Source organism: Rufibacter sp. JT20002 (assembly GCF_056491185.1).
Genome location: NZ_JBSZJY010000005.1, coordinates 148884 through 165518, shown reverse-complemented (window position 1 = coordinate 165518; position 16635 = coordinate 148884). Strand labels below are relative to the sequence as shown.

14 protein-coding genes are annotated in these 16635 nt (G+C 50.2%); 10 read left to right on the top strand and 4 right to left on the bottom strand.

All coding sequences use genetic code 11. The features are described from left to right. Positions 1 to 107: 107 nt before the first annotated feature. Both ACW9SV_RS20175 and ACW9SV_RS20170 read right to left on the bottom strand, forming a co-directional pair. Positions 108 to 980, bottom strand: coding sequence for a prephenate dehydrogenase (locus tag ACW9SV_RS20175; protein WP_479558578.1), 873 nt, complete (start codon positions 978 to 980; stop codon positions 108 to 110). A 165-nt stretch (positions 981 to 1145) separates the two neighbouring features. Next, positions 1146 to 1433, bottom strand: coding sequence for a GNAT family N-acetyltransferase (locus ACW9SV_RS20170; RefSeq protein ID WP_479558577.1), 288 nt, complete (start codon positions 1431 to 1433; stop codon positions 1146 to 1148). Positions 1434 to 1599: 166 nt separating this feature from the next. Here ACW9SV_RS20170 and ACW9SV_RS20165 point away from each other — a divergent pair, with 166 nt between their 5' ends. The 7 genes from ACW9SV_RS20165 to ACW9SV_RS20135 all read left to right on the top strand — a co-directional run bounded on the left by ACW9SV_RS20165 (position 1600) and on the right by ACW9SV_RS20135 (position 10826). Further along, positions 1600 to 2556, top strand: coding sequence for a CvpA family protein (locus ACW9SV_RS20165; RefSeq protein ID WP_479558576.1), 957 nt, complete (start codon positions 1600 to 1602; stop codon positions 2554 to 2556). 142 nt (positions 2557 to 2698) lie between these two features. Beyond that, positions 2699 to 3031 carry a hypothetical protein gene (locus tag ACW9SV_RS20160; RefSeq protein ID WP_479558575.1) on the top strand — a complete coding sequence of 111 codons (333 nt, stop codon included), beginning with the start codon at positions 2699 to 2701 and terminating at the stop codon, positions 3029 to 3031. Between the two features lie 347 nt (positions 3032 to 3378). Beyond that, on the top strand, positions 3379 to 4422 hold the full coding sequence (locus ACW9SV_RS20155; RefSeq protein ID WP_479558574.1) for a succinylglutamate desuccinylase/aspartoacylase family protein: 1044 nt from the start codon (positions 3379 to 3381) through the stop codon (positions 4420 to 4422). Between the two features lie 73 nt (positions 4423 to 4495). After that, positions 4496 to 6931 carry a TonB-dependent siderophore receptor gene (locus ACW9SV_RS20150; RefSeq protein ID WP_479558573.1) on the top strand — a complete coding sequence of 812 codons (2436 nt, stop codon included), beginning with the start codon at positions 4496 to 4498 and terminating at the stop codon, positions 6929 to 6931. Between the two features lie 374 nt (positions 6932 to 7305). Next, positions 7306 to 8016, top strand: coding sequence for an ABC transporter ATP-binding protein (locus ACW9SV_RS20145; RefSeq protein WP_479558572.1), 711 nt, complete (start codon positions 7306 to 7308; stop codon positions 8014 to 8016). Positions 8017 to 8018: 2 nt separating this feature from the next. Further along, positions 8019 to 9440: an ABC transporter permease gene (locus ACW9SV_RS20140; RefSeq protein ID WP_479558571.1), complete on the top strand. Its 1422-nt coding sequence runs from the start codon at positions 8019 to 8021 to the stop codon at positions 9438 to 9440. A 3-nt stretch (positions 9441 to 9443) separates the two neighbouring features. Beyond that, the gene (locus ACW9SV_RS20135; protein WP_479558570.1) at positions 9444 to 10826 is read left to right on the top strand and encodes a DUF3526 domain-containing protein; all 1383 of its coding nucleotides are present in this window, start codon (positions 9444 to 9446) and stop codon (positions 10824 to 10826) included. Between the two features lie 157 nt (positions 10827 to 10983). Here ACW9SV_RS20135 and ACW9SV_RS20130 read toward each other — a convergent pair whose 3' ends face one another. Next, positions 10984 to 12453, bottom strand: coding sequence for a M48 family metalloprotease (locus ACW9SV_RS20130; RefSeq protein ID WP_479558569.1), 1470 nt, complete (start codon positions 12451 to 12453; stop codon positions 10984 to 10986). Between the two features lie 230 nt (positions 12454 to 12683). Further along, on the bottom strand, positions 12684 to 13451 hold the full coding sequence (locus tag ACW9SV_RS20125) for an EcsC family protein (RefSeq protein ID WP_479558568.1): 768 nt from the start codon (positions 13449 to 13451) through the stop codon (positions 12684 to 12686). Between the two features lie 310 nt (positions 13452 to 13761). Here ACW9SV_RS20125 and ACW9SV_RS20120 point away from each other — a divergent pair, with 310 nt between their 5' ends. The 3 genes from ACW9SV_RS20120 (at position 13762) to ACW9SV_RS20110 (ending at position 16623) form a co-directional block, all read left to right on the top strand. Further along, entirely contained in the window at positions 13762 to 14166 is a 405-nt protein-coding gene (locus ACW9SV_RS20120; RefSeq protein ID WP_479558567.1) for a hypothetical protein, read from the top strand. 87 nt (positions 14167 to 14253) lie between these two features. After that, the gene (locus tag ACW9SV_RS20115) at positions 14254 to 14655 is read left to right on the top strand and encodes a hypothetical protein (RefSeq protein WP_479558566.1); all 402 of its coding nucleotides are present in this window, start codon (positions 14254 to 14256) and stop codon (positions 14653 to 14655) included. Positions 14656 to 15279: 624 nt separating this feature from the next. Next, complete coding sequence (locus ACW9SV_RS20110) at positions 15280 to 16623, top strand: MutS-related protein (protein ID WP_479558565.1); 1344 nt, start codon at positions 15280 to 15282, stop codon at positions 16621 to 16623. Positions 16624 to 16635 lie beyond the last annotated feature (12 nt).

Sequence of the window (16635 nt, the reverse complement as noted above, 5' to 3'; positions counted from 1 at the left end):
GCGTACGGTTCAGGCAGGGTGGGGTTGGGCTTAAAAGCTTCTGTTTAGGCCTTGTTTTATCAAAAACAGTATTAAAACCGATGCTGCTGTTGCGGTGTAGCGCAAGTTTACTTCACCGGAGACACCTGCGCAATGCCGTCCAATACTGGTCTGATCTGGTTGGCCTGCTGCATCATCTGGTACAGTTGGTCGGTTTGGCCGTTTTGCAGGCATTGGTGGAACTGCTGCAAATGCTTGATGTACTCGGCCAGGGCGTGGCTCAGAAAATGGGCGTTCTGCTCAAAGATGGGTGCCCACATATCGGGGGAGCTTTTGGCCAGACGCACCGTGGAGGCGAAGCCGGAACCGGCCAGCGTAAAGATGTTGCGCTCGTCTTTCTCCACGTCCAACACCGTCAACCCCAAGAGGAAAGAACTTACGTGCGACAGGTGCGACACATAGGCCACGTGCTTGTCATGCTCCTCGGGCTGCATGTAAATGGTTTTGAGACCCAGGACAGAAAACAACTCTTCTGCCGTTGAGAGGGCGTGGGCAGAAGAGAGTTCCTTTTCGCAGATGATGTTCATTTTGCCCTGGTACAGCCCTTCCAGCGCCGCGGTAGGACCCGAGTTCTCAGTACCGGCAATAGGGTGGGCGGCGACAAACTGAGCACGGTTAGGGTGTTCTTTCACGGCTTCGCACAAAAGGCTTTTGGTGGAGCCAAGGTCAATCACCACCGCTTGAGGCGGCACGATGTCCAGAAGGGAGGGCAGCAGTTTCTGGATGGCCGTCACCGGAATAGCCACCAAGATCAGGTCAGAGATAGCGGTGGCCTCCTGCAAAGAAAGCACGCGGTCTACCAGGCCTATTTCCACGGCTTGGGCGGCATTTGCTGGGTTCTGTTCTACGCCAATCAACTCGGTGGCAAAACCTGCTTTTCTGATGTCTAAAGCAACAGAACCGCCAATGAGTCCGGTCCCTATAATGGTGATGGTTTTCATGTCTGAAAGCGAAGGCAAAGTAAAACGCGAAGGTACTACAAGTTTTCCTATCGGGGTTTATTTAGGCCTTGCTTGAGCCCCGCATCAGAAACAAAGGCTGGTTTAGGGGCTGCTTTCTCAAAAGCAGCCCCTAAACCAGCCTTTGTTTCTGAAAATCCTTATTGTTTAAACTTCAGACATGTACTCCTTAAAAGCCGGATGGCGTTTTACGTACGCTTCCACTACGGGGCAGGAGGCCACAAATTTCATGTTTCGGTCAATGACGTGCTCCAAAGCTGCTTTGACCAGTTTGTCGGCGAGGCCCTGGTTGCGGTGGTCTTCCGGAACGAAGGTGTAATCCAAATCCATCTCCTGGTTCTCGGTAATGGAGTAGGTCAGCTCGGCTTCTTCCCCGTCCAGCCTCATGTAAAATCTATAATTATCTTCGTCATGAATGACTTCTGTCTTATCCATAATCTTCCTTTTAAAATCTGTTATACGTTTAAGCCACCTCGTTAGATGGGAATTCAGGAATTCCACTTTTCCGGCTGAAGTTTGAAAACCGAAAGGAGGGGAGGGCGGTAAAAGAAAAAGGTACCCTCTTGAGTACTTACCGTTGTCTTACCATGAACTCCCACCTATGAACTACATAGATCTACTTATCATTTTCATTGTACTTTCCAGTCTCTGGACCGGCTGGTACCGGGGTTTTGCCTATGGCGTGCTGGACCTAATCAGGTGGGTGGGAAGTCTGCTCATTGGTCTGAGTTTATACCCTTACGTGGCCGAGGGGCTGGAGAAGCTGGTGAACTGGAACGAGCTTTGGCTGCTTCCCATCTCTTTTTTCGTGGTAGCGGTACTTGCCAGTATCCTTATTCAGGCCTTGGGTGATTGGGTTCTGGCGCAGTTCCCCAGCACCGTGCACCGGTCTAAAACCAACCAGATACTGGGGTTAATCCCCGGATTTCTGAGCGGACTGGTGACGGCCGCCATTGTGGTGGTGCTCATGACGGCGTTTCCGTTGCCCCAGAACATTCAGGAAGAAGTGCAGGAAAGCGCCCTAGCTACCCGTATTTCATCGGTCTCAGAAAAAGCTGAGATGGCCCTCTCACCAGTCTTTGACGAGGCCATTAACCGCACCATGAGCAAACTCACGGTGCAACCCGGTTCCGAGGAAATGATTGAGTTGCCTTATAAGGTCACCAACATGAAACCCCGTCCCGATTTAGAAGCCGAGATGTTGCAGCTGGTGAACGAGGAACGTGCCAAACAAAACCTGCGGCCCCTGGCTGCCGATACTTCCCTGCGCCGGGTAGCCCGCCTCCATTCCGAGGACATGTTCCGGCGCGGCTACTTTTCTCACTATACCCCTGAAGGCTGGAGTCCTTTTGACCGGATCAGAAAAGCGAAAGTACCCTTCCGGCTGGCGGGCGAAAACCTGGCCTTGGCACCCACTCTGGACATTGCGCACAACGGCTTGATGAACTCACCCGGTCACCGGGCTAATATCTTACGGGGTGGCTTCGGAAGGGTAGGCATTGGTGTCCTGCAAGGCAGCGACCGCCGCCTGATGATCACCCAGAACTTCCGGAATTGAAAATGTGGGATTAGCCATACAATTCTAGTGCAATCAAGTTGCGATTAGCGGGCATTTGTTTTAATATTGCGCAGGATGCTCTTTTCCGGAGGATGCCTTTAGGTGTTCACCTGGTACAAGAAGGCTTCCTTTCCTCGCCTGAATGCTTCGTCTACAGCCCTATATCGCCGCTTTTCTGCTGCTGCTCTTCTGCCAGGTTATGGTGCCGGAGTCAGCGCTGCTGGCGCTGCACGAGCACGAGCATACCGAGGCGCATGATGAGCCTATTCCCGATGGGGAGCATACCGTGGGCAAAGTACACCAGCACTGTAAGGTCAAAGAATACGGCTCCACCGATCTTATCTCATTTCCTCCTTTAGAGGTTCCGTTTACAGCACCCCCAATCAGTACCCGAATTTCAGGCTTCACCTTCGCCTGGAAATTTACCTATCCCAATAACATAGATCTCCGGGGGCCACCCCAACGCATCTCCTAAACCGTAGGCACTCGCCTGCTTTCACCCTTTTTCTTGGCTTTTTACTACTGCTTTTGCCGTTGCCGGAGCAGCAAGTGCCGGTACGTCTTGCTTTTTCGTGCCGTGAAAAGCCGTATCTGCGTGCGAACACCTTTTAGGCGTTTCCCGCTAAGAATTTGGAATTCGGGTCTTTTCTGAACCAGGAAAGTCCTGTCAGGCAGCTTGTGCCCTTTCTTCTGTTTTGCAGCTTCTGGCGCTTATCGTCCTGGTAAGTCGTGTCCCTGCATTCCTTCATAGATTTTAGAAAAGCAGACGCCCCTGGCTACCCAAAGCCAGGCAATGTCTGCCGTTTACGATTTGTGTTTCTTATGAGAAATCTACCCCTCCTATTCTTCTTCTTTTTCGCATTACATCTATCCGCCCATGCCCAGGTAAAAGCTTTCCAGTTTCAAGGTGAAAAGATAAAACCAGGCTCAAAACACTCCTTCCTGCTACCCGTTGTCACGTCCCAAGACAACACGGTTATTCCGGTTACGGTTTTCCACGGAGTTAAAAAAGGACCGGTTCTGGGTATCACGGCTGGGGTACACGGGCTGGAGTACGCGCCCATTATGGCCGCCCAAAAGTTAGGCAAACAGCTAGACCCGGCGCAGATGAGCGGCACCGTTATTCTGGTGCACATGGCCAATGTACCGGCCTTTCTGAACCGAAGTTTGCGGGTGAACCCTTTAGATGGAAAGAACCTGAACCGTGTTTTCCCGGGCAAGAAAGAAGGTACCAGTTCTGAGAAAATAGCTTGGATTATCTCTAATGAAATCATCGCGCGATGCGATTACTTTATTGACGTGCACGACGGCGATGCCAACGGGGATCTGCGCCCCTACTCTGGTTACTATAACTACTTCAACATGCCCGAGGTCTCAGAGAAAGCCCGGCAGATGGCCGTCAGTTTAGGCTTTGATTTCATTGTGCAGTTCGGGAATGAACAGGCCTTAACGGAAGCATCCATCTACTGTTCCCGCGAGGCCACCAAGCGCAACATTCCGGCCGTGGACATTGAATGCGGCGGTATGGGCAGGGTGGAGGAAGAAACGGTGCAGCAGGTGTTGGCCGCCCTGAATAGTCTCATGCGCCACCTGACCATTCTGGAAGGAAAGCCCAACACGGTGCTCCATCCGGTCATGGTAGGCCAACGGACCACCGTGGAAAGCAAGCACACGGGCTTTTTCTACAGCAATCTTACTAGCGGCGACTACGTGAAAAAGGGCATGCGGCTGGGCTATACCACTGATCTTTTCGGGAACCACTTGGCCGATGTGTTCTGCCCGGTAGACGGCGTCATTCTCTACAAGATCTTCAACCCGCCGGTAAAGGCTGGCGACGGATTATTCAACATCGGCCACATTCAATAAATCCTCAGAACTCAAAGCCAGCAGGGGCAAGCTATTTACCATTGGCTTTTGCCCGGGCTTCTCTCACATTTTTATGAAAAGACATCTAATTCTATTTCTTCTGATGTTGCATCAGATGGTAGCGTATTCCCAAACGGAGGGGCATGTTACCGGAACAGTCAGAAACGCCAAAGGCGAAGCATTGGAAGGGTTAACGGTTACCCTTAAAGAGAACAATGCCTTCGCGACGGTGACCGCGGCAGACGGCACTTTCCACCTTCATCACGTTCCCTTCGGAACCTATACCTTACTGGCCTTGGGAGTAGGCTACACCTCAGAAGCAAGAACCATTGTCCTGAATGCCGGTAACCCCGAGGTGACTGTGTCCTTCAATTTAAAGCAAAATTCTCAGGCCCTGCAGGAGGTAGAGGTGTTGGGCCGCAAGGAAACGACTTACAAAAGCGAGTACAGTTTCATCGGTACCAAAACTGCCACGTTGGTGATAGACGTGCCGCAGACCATTTCCACGGTCACCAAAGAGCTCATAGAAGACCAGCAGGCCTTTACCCTAAATGATGTGGTGAAGAACGTGGCCGGCGTAAACCAATACTCCAGCTATGATGACCTCACGGTGCGCGGGTTTAGAAATGGCTACGAAAGCGGTTTTCGGTTAGTGAACGGCCTGCGCTCGGGTTACAGCTACGGGAACGGGTTTTTCCGGGTGCCGCTAACGGTGAATCTGGAGCGGGTAGAGGTCTTAAAAGGTCCGGGTGCCGCGCTGTTCGGGGACATTAATCCCGGCGGAACCATCAACATGGTGACCAAGAAGCCGCTGGAGGAAGACCGGAAGGCCGTGAGTTTTTCGGTGGGCAGTTTCCAGACCATGCGCTCTACGCTGGATTTTACTGGTGCCTTGAACGATGACAAAACCTTGTTGTACCGCCTGAACGTGGGCTACGAGAACACCAAAACCTTCCGGGATGTGAATGACCGGGCCTCCTTCATTGTAGCGCCCACCATCACGTTCCGGCCCACGGAGAACACCACCTTCAACGCCGAATTGGTGTACAGCAACTTCAACGGCTATCTGGACCGCGGGCTGCCCATTCAGGCCGGGGACTTGTATGCGCTTCCGTTTTCCTTCACCCTGAGCCAGCCCAACGACCATTTCCGGGTAACGGATCTTTCGCTCAATGCTTCTCTGAACCAAAAGATCAATGACCGGCTCTCGTTCAACGTGGCGTACATGAAGTTCGCCTACGCCGAGGACATCAAGGAGCACCGCACCTTGAACACCTTCGCCGATGCGCCCCTGAACACCGTGATGAACCTGCGGTACTTTGAGCGCAGAGCCAAAGAGTACACTGATAACCTGTCTGCCTATTTCTCTTATGCTGGGAACACCGGCCCTCTCAGCCACAAAGTAGTCTTGGGCGCCGATTACGTGAAGTTCTCCACCGACAAGAACAGCACCATGTTTGAGGCCCGCCAGCAACTGGTGAACGGGAAGGCCGAGCCCCTGACCTTCGATCTGAAGAACCCGGTTTACGAGATCAAGAACACCAGTGATTACATCCGGCGGCCCACGCCGCAGTTCTTTATTGACTACCTCAATTCGGTGTTCCATACCACCGGACTGTATGTGCAGGACCAGGTGGAGGTAACCGACCGTCTGGGTCTGTTGCTGGGGCTGCGCTATGAGCTGTTCCGCGATGAGCGGGACTACGGCAACGGTGAGGAAACCGTGCAGCAGAACATGTTGTTGCCCCGCGCGGGTCTCACGTATTCGGTGCTGGAGAACGTGAACTACTTTGCCAGTTACAGCCAGGGTTTCCGGCCCATCAATCCGCAGTACATCAAATTTCCCGAGCGCTACGGCCGGACCAGCCCTTTTGAGAATGAGCAGAGCTATCAGGTAGAAACAGGGTTCAAAGGCGAGTTCTTCCAGAAAGCCTTGTTCGCCACAGTCTCTTTCTATCAGATTGAAAAGCGGAATACTCTCATCAACACGGGCCAGGTAACCGAGGCAGGCAACCCCATCTACCGGCAGAACGGGAAAGCCCGCGCCCGCGGAATGGAACTGGATGTGAGCGGTAACCTGCTTCCCAACTTCAACCTGAACGCCAACTATGCCTTCAACCACACTGAGATCCTGGATGCTGATGTGCCCGCCGAAAACGGGATGGTCGCCGCCAACGCCCCTAAGCACTCGGCAGGCCTGTGGGCGAAATACACCTTTACTTCTCCCGTGCTTAACGGCTTTGGTCTAGCTGTAGGAGGCAATTACGTGAGTCGCCGCCGCATGGAAGTACAGGTGAACGCCGTGAACACCGGCGAGTTGATCTGGGACTACTGGCCTGAGTATACCGTCGCTAACGCCGCCTTGTTCTACCAGGTGAACAAATTCAAATTAAGCCTGAACCTGAACAATGTCCTGAACAAACGCTATTTCGTGGGTGGCTACGATTACTTCCGCGCCAGTCCCGGTGCCCCTCGCAATTTCATTGCCACGGTGGGCTATACCATTTAGGGGAGAAAAGGTGTGTTTAGCGGCAAATTTTAGAAATCAGGCAGAGAACAGAAGGAGAAATTAACGAAGAGGACCCGGACAATATGAAAGGTTAGATTACGCATTTCGTCCCCCTTGGAAGGGGGTAGGGGGATGACAAGGCAGGATGAGAAAGCAACTCCAGTTGAAATACCACTAAGAAAAACGATTCTCGGGAATGTGAATATCAGCACGAGACATCATCCCCCTACCCCCTTCCAAGGGGGACGAAGACGAACTGTGATTTCGCTCTTTGATTAGCTGCGCCTGAGCTTCACCCTGTCATTTATAACCTATTTTAAGCAAAACAGGCCTAAAAAAAAACAATCATCAACTGACAATTAACAACCACCGATATGGAATTTGCCTTAGAAGCAAAACAACTGAAGAAACAGTACCAGGACAAACTGGCCTTAAAAGGACTTGACCTGCAGATAGAACCCGGGGAGATTTTCTGCTTATTGGGGCAGAACGGGGCGGGGAAGTCTACCACCATTAACCTGTTTTTGGGGTTCATCAGGCCTACCTCGGGAGCGGCGTACATCAACGGGCTGGAAGTAGCCGCGAACCCCATTAAGGTGAAAGAATACATGGCCTACATTCCCGAGAACGTGATGCTGTACCCTAACCTAACCGGGTTGGAGAACTTGGCCTTGTTCAGCAGCCTGGCGGGCTTCGACTATTCCCAGGAGGAGCTAATGACCTATCTGGTGCAGGCAGGTTTACCGAGCGAGGCGGCGAAGCGCAAAGTGGGGGCTTACTCCAAAGGTATGCGGCAGAAGGTGGGCATTGCCATTGCCGTGGCCAAGCACGCCAAAGTGTTGCTACTGGATGAACCTACCTCGGGGCTGGACCCCAAAGCCAGCAATGAATTCTCAGAACTGTTGCTTAAACTAAGCGACAATGGCACGGCCATTTTCATGGCCACCCATGATATTTTCCGGGCGAAGGAAGTGGGCACTCGTGTGGGCATCATGCGGGAGGGCGAACTGGTGGATGTGCTGGGCACGACTGACTTGAACGCCAACGAGCTGGAAAATCTTTACCTCAACTATATGCACGCGTAGAGATGGTCAGAAGTATTGCCCAAAAAGAATTCATCAGTACCCTGCGCGACAAGCGCTTTGTGGTGCTAAGCGTGTTGGTTTTGCTGTTGTTGCTGGCCGCCACTGTGGTGGGGCTGTACAGTTACCATACCCAGCAGCAGGAACGGGACGTGGCGCAGCAAACCGTGAACAACCAGTTCCAAAACTCCACGGATAGGCACCCGCACCGCATGGCGCATTACGGCTCCTACGCGTTTCGGCCCAAGTCCAGCATCAGTTTCCTGGATTTCGGGTTGGATTCCTATACCGGGGCTTCGGTGTTCATGGAAGCGCACCGGCAGAACAGCGCCAACTTCAGCCAGGCGCAGCAGTCGTCCTCACTCATCAGGTTCGGGGAAATGACGGTGGCCTTTGTGCTGCAGATGCTCCTTCCGCTGCTCATTATTTTCCTTTGTTTTAGCGCTTTCACCCAGGAAAAGGAAACTGGTACGCTCAAAATTCTGCTGAGTCAGGGCGTGTCTCTGCGGGAGATTGCCTGGGCCAAGATTGCCGGCTACAGTAAAACGGTGGGGTTAGTGGTAGGACCTGCCTTGCTCATTGCCAGTCTGCTGTTGTTCGGGCGGGGCGGTTTTGACTGGCACACCGATGTGCTAGTCAGGCTGCTGCTGTTCATCGGGTTTTACTTGGTGTACTTCTTCATTTTCGTGGTCCTGTCTGTGGTTGTCTCGGGGTTGCACCAGCGCTCCAGCACGGCCTTGGTGACCTTGCTGGGTATCTGGATTCTTTGCTGTGTGATCATCCCCAAAGCCTCGGCCAACCTGGGCAATACGCTCTACACTACGCCCACCAGAGCCCAGATGGACGCCGATGTGCACGAGGAAGTAGCCAAAGGCATTGACGGGCACAACTCGCAGGATGAACGGGCCGAGGCCCTGAAAAAAGGATTGCTGAAGAAGTACGGGGCGGATTCGCTGAGTCAATTGCCGGTGAACTTTGACGGGATCATCATGGCTGTGGGGGAGGAGCAGAGTACCAAAGTTTATCGGGAGCATTTCGCGGAGCTCACCGATATCTTCCAGAAGCAGAACCGCATCTCGGAGTGGGCCGGTTTCCTGAACCCGTATCTGGCGGTGCGCAACCTGTCCATGGGCATGGCAGGCTCTGATTTTCAGCACTACATCCATTTCCAGAACGAGGCCGAGCAGTACCGCTACAACCTGGCCCAGAGCCTGAACCACATCCAGACTACCCGCCTCAAGTACAAAGACAAAACCACCCGCCTCAGCTCAGACACCTGGAAAGAACTAGCGCCTTTCACCTATGAAGCGCCGCCGGTTCAATGGGCCTTGGGAAGTCACTTGATTTCCCTGGTGGCCTTGCTTTTGTGGTTGGGGCTGGTGTGTACCCTGGGGCTCAGGCTGATTGACAACATCCAAATTGCATAACACATGAAACTTTTCTGGATACTGATCAAATATGAATGGCTCAACTTCCGGGCCGACAAAGGCTTGGTGATACTTACCACTCTGGCGCTGGTAGCCGGATTGTACGGTATTTATTACGGAACAACGGAGATAGAACGGCAGCGGGAGAACATAGCTGGGCTGGAGGTTTTGACCCAGCACAACGTGGCCGAAATGAAAACCAAGTATCCCGCCGAGGCAGATGCCGGCGACATTGGCTACTACCACTCTACCTTCGCCGTCCACCACCCCGATTCCTGGGCCAGCCTCTCCCTGGGCCAGCGCGACGTGAACCCGTATTACATTAAGCTGCGCCTGCTGAATTTGCAATCCCAATTGTATGACTCCGAGAACATCAACCCATTGAAGGTTCTCTCCGGGAACTTTGACTTGGCATTTGTGCTGGTGTATTTGTTTCCGCTGCTGATTATTGGGCTGTGCTTTAATATTCTGTCCATTGAGAAAGAACAGGGCACCTTGCCGCTGTTGCTGTCGCAGCCCATCAGCCTTCCGCTAATTGTGGGAGCGAAACTCACCTTCCGGATGATGGTGGTGTTGGGCATGGCGTTGGTGCTTTCAATTGTGGCCATGGTCTGGGGCGCGGTTGTGCCCGATGCGCGGGTCACGTTGTGGCTGGGCGTGGTGGTGCTGTATTGCCTTTTCTGGTTCGGGACGGCGTTTCTGGTGGCCGCCTTGCAGAAGAACTCGGCGTTCAACGCGGTGACTTTGTTGGGCGTGTGGCTGTTGCTCACCATCATCATCCCGGCGCTACTGAATGTGTATGTGTCCATCCGGCAACCGGTCCCGCAGGCATTAGCCCTGACCATCAAGCAGCGCGAAGTAGTGCATGGCGGCTGGGACAAACCCAAGCGGGAAACCATGGAGGCGTTCTTCGTGCGCTATCCGCAGTACCGCGACACCGCCGAGATCCAGGGCCGGTTCGCCTGGAAATGGTATTACGCCTTTCACTTATTAGGTGACATAGCCGTGGAAGATCTGGCAAACGAGTATCAAAGCAGTTTGCAGGCTCGGCATGATCTGGTGCAAAACCTGAACGTGCTGTCGGTGCCGGTGAATGTACAGGGCATCTTCAACGCCATGGCAGGTTCAGACTTGCCTTCTTACCTGCAATTCCTGCAAAGCGCCACCCGTTACCATGATGCCCTGCGGGAGTTTTACTATCCGTTCCTATTTAACCAAGTAGCTTTCACCCACGCCGATTTTGCCCGGGAACCCAGGCATAGTTTCACCAGCGCACCAGACATGCCCTCGGCCAAGAATGGTTTAGTAAAACTGCTACTCAGTGTGTTGGTGGTGTTTGCCGCTGGATTGCTTTTGTTCAGGTGGAAAGAGGCTTCTGTGAAGTAGAAAGGTGGTCTAGGTGATTCTAGCCTCTTTTCTGTAAATCACCCCTAAGCCACTTGATAGTTTCTGCCTTGTTTTCTGAAAAGGAGGCAGAAACCAGTTAAAATAAAAAGGCCCTGCACTTTTGGTGTAGGGCCTTTTTATTTTAACCTATTGCTGTTTACTTCTCAATTACCTTGATCAAGGTATTAGCGGCAATGCGATCTGTTAGTTGCATACCATTCAGAATAGCCATTTCATCAAAGCGTTTGCTGGGCACATTATACGATTGCAGCACCTGCGACAGGGTTCCGGCGGTACGTACGGTTTTGATGCGCACTACTTCCGGCTTACGCCCAATCTTTTCCTGATCGGTGAGCTGACGGAAATTGGTAGCCGTGGCACTGAAAGCCGGGAAGTAGGTATTGAAATCGGTAGCCGTGGTCACCCCGGTGATGTTGTAGATATTGCCGCCGTACTGAATAAAATAACTCAGGGCCTGAATGGGTGGCTGCTGTTGCTGCTGGGCTTGTTGTTGCTGCTGTTGAGGTGCCTGCTGCGAAATAACCGCCAGGGCTGGCAAGCCATTCACAGTTACCTGTTTAGATTCTATGGCTTGCAGTTGGTTGTCTTGCAACATCTTTTGGGCAGCAGCCTCCAGGGAAGCACCTTGCGCTAACCGTAGGAACATCATCGCCTTACCATCGGCGGGGGCCATTTGCACTTGTTGCGGAGAGTTCTGGTGCCTCCAACCCGCAGGTATCGGGAACTGGAACTTCAGCTCTGGGTGGTAGAAGATGCTATTCTCTACAAAGCCTTGTTTAGGGTCTTCGCCGTAAATCAAGCCATCAATCATTCTCAAGTAGCTGTTACGTCCTTCCTGCAGGTTGGTGGCGTTGGTTTGCTTTTTCCACTGCTCGGCTAATTGGTGCACGGTGGTGTAGCGGTTGGCAGGGTTGGGGTGGGTTGACTGCCACTCCGGAATCTCGCCTTGGCCGGCCTGTTCGCCCTGGCGTTGCAGCGTCTGAAAGAAATCGGCCATGTGGCTGGCATCGTAGCCAATCTTGGTAGAATACTCTACCCCCAGTTCATCTGACTGGCGTTCATCGTCGCGCCCGAACTTCAGGAAGAGCAGCCCCGCGCCCTGCGAGAGTTCATTTCCATATTGCGCCAGGGTAGGGGAGGCAATCATGCCCCCAATAAGTAGCACCTGGGCCAGGGTAGACTTGCTTTGCTGCTGCGCCGAGTGCCGGGCGGTAATGTGCCCAATCTCATGACCCAACACGCCGGCAAACTGGGCCTCGCTGTTGAAGTGCGCCATGATACCACGGGTGAAATACACAAATCCGCCGGGCACGGCAAAGGCATTCAGCACCGGGGAGTCCACAATCCTGAACTGGTATTTCAAGTTGGGTCGATGCGAGATGGCCGCCATCTGAGACCCTTTTTCCTGGATGAAGCGCTGTAAGGTAGGGTTCTCTACCAATCCATACTGCGCCACAATCTGCGGATCTGCCTGTAAGCCCATGGCTACTTCCTGTTCTTCAGACACAAAGTTGATATCTCTTTTCCCGGTAACCGGGTTGGTGGCGCAGGAATTAAAAAATAGAATGGCGGCGGTTGCCAAACTACAAGGAATAAGTTTTTTCATAGCGGTAAGGTTTAGGGCTAATTATTCATTCTCAAAGAAAGACCAGGTAGGTTATTCTGCTTGTTCTTAGCAACGTGTACAGAAATTATTGGTTACGAAGCCTTATTTGTAGGATTTATCTAAGGAAAGCGGGCCTTTTTAGAAACAGCAATTTTTAGGCCGTTTTGAAGAGAATTGCCTTAAAGGAATGAGGCTATAACTATTGAAAAGTTGTAGCTAGAAGAACTCCTTTAAAGGGAGGAACCCTCAGTAAGGTTGTTTAAATCAATGAATCGTTGCTCCTGCCAGCGCATGCGGTAGGCGTTCATGGCGGTGGTGCCCAACTTTTGGAGAAGTTTGTAGTTGACGATTGCTCCCACCGGGGCCCCGATCACCGGGATCAGTTGGGCCAGTTTGGGAAGGTCAATGTAGTCTCGGTACTCTTGCTGAAAGGTGCGCCAGTCAAACTGGTGAATGTCCTGGGGCAGGTGCAGTTTCTGGGTTTCCCAATCCACCATTTGCCGGTACACCTCGCGCCGTTGCTGCTGTCCGCTGAAAGCCAGTTGGAAGATGTGCAGCAGGTACACCCGCTCCCGGTAATCATCTACCGAGTGGCCGTAAAGTGCCGCAATGTCAAACAGCATTTTAAGCTTGATTCCGAGTAAAAGGGGGAAATCTGCCAAGCCCAGCAAAATGCCACCGGCTCCGGTAATCCCTCCTTCGGCGGCGGCGGTTTTCTTGTAAAAGGCAACCCGATCCTCCACGGCCGCTTCTTTTTGCTCCATTGTGGCATGCGGAAGCGCCTTGCTGGTGGTATGCATGGCGCCAAACAACACGGCCCTGATCATCTGTTTAATGGCAGCCGTAATTGCTTGGTGGACCTTCTCTGGTATGTAGCTGTTAATTTTCTGCTGCATGCCCCTGGTAAGATGGTTCAGAAGTGAGGGATCCTTTTGCATCTGCTGTTTCCACTCCTGAAGTTCAAGCAGAATTTTATCTTCGTAGGCAGAGGTAGTCATAGCAGAGGTTGGCAAGGTTAATATCTCTACGAAGAACGGTTATTTCAATGAAGAGATCAAAAAGCTAGCTTACCGTGCTCTAGTTTCCTGTGGGAACAAGCCTCACATTGAGAACCTAGGAAATAACCATATCTTTCCCTTAAGATAAACTAGCTACTTTTTCCTCTTCCCTTCGGCTTCGGGATGAAGCCGGATTTTACCTACGTATATAGGGTAGATAAGCGTAGGTGGTACGGTTATCCGGTACTTAGGCGTAAGTTAAATTAGGATTAACCCACATAAGAATAAAAAATTCTTTAAAATATTAAGAATGAATCTCAATGCTCTAGTTCTGTTATTTCTGGTGTTATTCAACCAGCCGATTAAATCTGGTTTGGTAGGGGAATGGAGCTATGAAGGCACTCTGAATAAGAACAGCAAAATTGATTGTTGTGTAGAATGCCCCGATTACTTAACAATTAATAGCAATGGCACTTACAAAGTGTTCAACGATTGCTACGGCCCTGACGCCAAAAATCCGATAGTAGAGAGTGGAAAATGGTTGTTTATAGAGAGTTCTAAGAAGTTGATACTTAAAGAAAGAAAGTTTGTCACTAATTACCACCTCTATTCACCGAAGAAGATGATAGAGCTGACACTAATCTCAGCCGACAGCAAGAAACTCAAAATAAAGAATAACCAAGGTAAAATAGAGCAATACGCAAGAGAAAAATAACCTACGCCTAACGGTTAGTATAAACATCAAGCCACGGCCGACGGCCTCGCTCGTTGTTTATACTAACCGTTAGCGGTAACTTAAATTATGAAAAGCTCTTCTTTATTAAAAAGGATTTCACTTTTATCATACTTGCTAATTTTCCTAAACGGAATGATGATTGGTATTCCTATGTTAGCCTATCTAATTTTTGCACTAACGGACTGGGAAACCTTAGCACCGATTTTTTCAATTATGGCTATCAGCGGATTTGTATTGCTGGCACATACTTCTATAACTAAGGGGCAATTGAAAGTTCAAAAAGAACTGATTGCATTTATTTTACTATTATCTCCACTTGTTTATAGATTAGTATCTGTACCATTAAACCTATTTAATTACTCTTTGTTTTTAATACCATTTATAAGTTTTGTGACTTTATACATTATATCATTGTTTCTTTCTTTTAATGAATTAAGCAACTTAAATAAAGGAAAAACTGCCGCCTAACGTCTAGTATAAATGTCACCACGGCCAACGACCTTCGGTGTCGTTTATACTAGACGTTAGGCGGCAGTTTGAAAAAACAAAATGTAAAATGAAGCAAAAAGAATTTACATAATTTACTATTTCTTATTTTCTCACAAGCTTCCCCGAATGTGAAAATTGCATACAAATACAAAAAAACAAAACAGCTGACATTAAATTTCCAAATATTGGCAAAAAGTTAAACTTATACATTGACACAAGGATTGATGAATTAACTGTTGGCTTTTTGGCTGGACAAGGGCAGTTTGGATGGCATGTGCACATGGATATGTATGGAGCTGAGACACCCCTTGAAATGGTTTAAACAGCAATTGAGCTTATAAAAGAAATTTTAAGTGATAAAAGAAGAATTGTTTATTCAAGTTACTTAGGGTATTTTTTGACGGAAGATGAAGAGGGACTTGGAAGATGAAGAGGGACTTGAAGATTATAAAGAAGAGGACGAAATAATTGAACTTACTTACTGGAGTGAATTATAAAAACACCGCTGCCTAACAACACCTAAACATCAGTTTCAGCCGCCGGCCTTGCACGTCTCATGCACGAGACCGTTAGATGAAACCATAATAATAAATATTTAACCTTATGATGCAGGTCACCGATCTGAAGCTAATGGAGGAGGTGCTTCCTTTCTTTGACTTCACAAACAATGACTCGGCTTCTGATCGGCTTCTTTCATTGCTATGTGAGGTGCCTGCAACAGAAGAGGCAGTATTGGCAAGACATTTTGTTACGCAGGGTTTCATCGACAATTGGTCAGTTTTAGATAACTTCACCTATCGGAGGCTTGACCTAATGGAGGTGCATGCTTTTCTTGTTGCAAATGCTGGCAGGCAGCCTTCTGTGGGGCAGAGTAGATTCAAAGCTTTCCTGAAATTGATAGTCTCCGAAACTGACCGGAATAGGTTAAGGTCAAGACTTGTACAGGCAGTTTTGCTGTTACACGGCATTCAGGTGCGTTACTTCCTCCCCTTAAACAAAGATAAATTTCCGGATGACTTTCGAAGGCAACTCCAAAGTGCCCTTTCGTTCCTAAATAAGCTCAACTTAAATGCATCTGCTGAGCAGATAAACGAAGATCGCCTCAACGCCTCTAGTATTGTCGAGCTTTCACAGCGGATAAGTTGCCTCAGCATAGAAGAGGTGAATTCTTTTTGGGACTTCTTCTTTTCTTTTGAAGCCTACTGGTCCATAGCAAAAGGAACCCTCATTCATGGCTTTACATTTCCTCACTTCACCCGCGGCACGTTCAGGATCACCGACTTTCACCATCCACTTGTCAGCAACGCGGTCAAGAATTCCTTGGAGATGGATACAGAGAAGAACGTTCTCCTGCTCACTGGTCCCAACATGTCTGGCAAGTCTACCCTATTAAAGGCCGTGTCCCTGTGTGTGTACCTTGCACGTGTAGGCTTTACGGTGCCAGCTTCGCTTTGCGCGATTCCATTCTATGACTCCATTGCTATCGCTATCAACTTGAGCGACAATCTCCGAAATGGCTACAGCCACTTCAAGGCAGAGATAGAAAACCTGAAATCTGTTTTACACGCCACAGAGAACCAAGGCAATTGCTTTGCCGTGTTTGATGAAATCTTCAGGGGAACAAACATAGATGATGCGCTCGACATCACCCAGACCACAGTGAATGGACTTGTAAGGCGCAAAGGTTCCTTTTTCCTATTGTCAACCCACCTGCTACAGCTTGACGGGCAATTGAATAGTGAATGTAGGGAAAGAGTCAGAAAGTGCTATATCGAATGCAATCTGGAAGAAGGTAGTCCGAAGTTTTCATACCGCCTGAAAGAGGGATGGTCTCAGCTTAAGATAGGCAAAATCCTCTTTGAGAAGGAAGGACTAGCTGAAATGCTCAGTGAAGATAAAAATGGCATCATCCAACAACACCTATACGGCAGCTCCCTCACCGCATAGCCCAGTACGTTA

Bases quoted from the DNA above. Each gene is read 5' to 3' on its own strand.
- ACW9SV_RS20150 (WP_479558573.1), top strand. From the start codon at position 4,496: ATGAAAAGACATCTAATTCTATTTCTTCTGATGTTGCATCAGATGGTA.
- ACW9SV_RS20130 (WP_479558569.1), bottom strand. From the start codon at position 12,453: ATGAAAAAACTTATTCCTTGTAGTTTGGCAACCGCCGCCATTCTATTT.
- ACW9SV_RS20125 (WP_479558568.1), bottom strand. From the start codon at position 13,451: ATGACTACCTCTGCCTACGAAGATAAAATTCTGCTTGAACTTCAGGAG.
- ACW9SV_RS20155 (WP_479558574.1), top strand. From the start codon at position 3,379: ATGAGAAATCTACCCCTCCTATTCTTCTTCTTTTTCGCATTACATCTA.
- ACW9SV_RS20170 (WP_479558577.1), bottom strand. From the start codon at position 1,433: ATGGATAAGACAGAAGTCATTCATGACGAAGATAATTATAGATTTTAC.
- ACW9SV_RS20140 (WP_479558571.1), top strand. From the start codon at position 8,019: ATGGTCAGAAGTATTGCCCAAAAAGAATTCATCAGTACCCTGCGCGAC.
- ACW9SV_RS20175 (WP_479558578.1), bottom strand. From the start codon at position 980: ATGAAAACCATCACCATTATAGGGACCGGACTCATTGGCGGTTCTGTT.
- ACW9SV_RS20120 (WP_479558567.1), top strand. From the start codon at position 13,762: ATGAATCTCAATGCTCTAGTTCTGTTATTTCTGGTGTTATTCAACCAG.
- ACW9SV_RS20110 (WP_479558565.1), top strand. From the start codon at position 15,280: ATGATGCAGGTCACCGATCTGAAGCTAATGGAGGAGGTGCTTCCTTTC.
- ACW9SV_RS20160 (WP_479558575.1), top strand. From the start codon at position 2,699: ATGCTTCGTCTACAGCCCTATATCGCCGCTTTTCTGCTGCTGCTCTTC.
- ACW9SV_RS20135 (WP_479558570.1), top strand. From the start codon at position 9,444: ATGAAACTTTTCTGGATACTGATCAAATATGAATGGCTCAACTTCCGG.
- ACW9SV_RS20145 (WP_479558572.1), top strand. From the start codon at position 7,306: ATGGAATTTGCCTTAGAAGCAAAACAACTGAAGAAACAGTACCAGGAC.
- ACW9SV_RS20115 (WP_479558566.1), top strand. From the start codon at position 14,254: ATGAAAAGCTCTTCTTTATTAAAAAGGATTTCACTTTTATCATACTTG.
- ACW9SV_RS20165 (WP_479558576.1), top strand. From the start codon at position 1,600: ATGAACTACATAGATCTACTTATCATTTTCATTGTACTTTCCAGTCTC.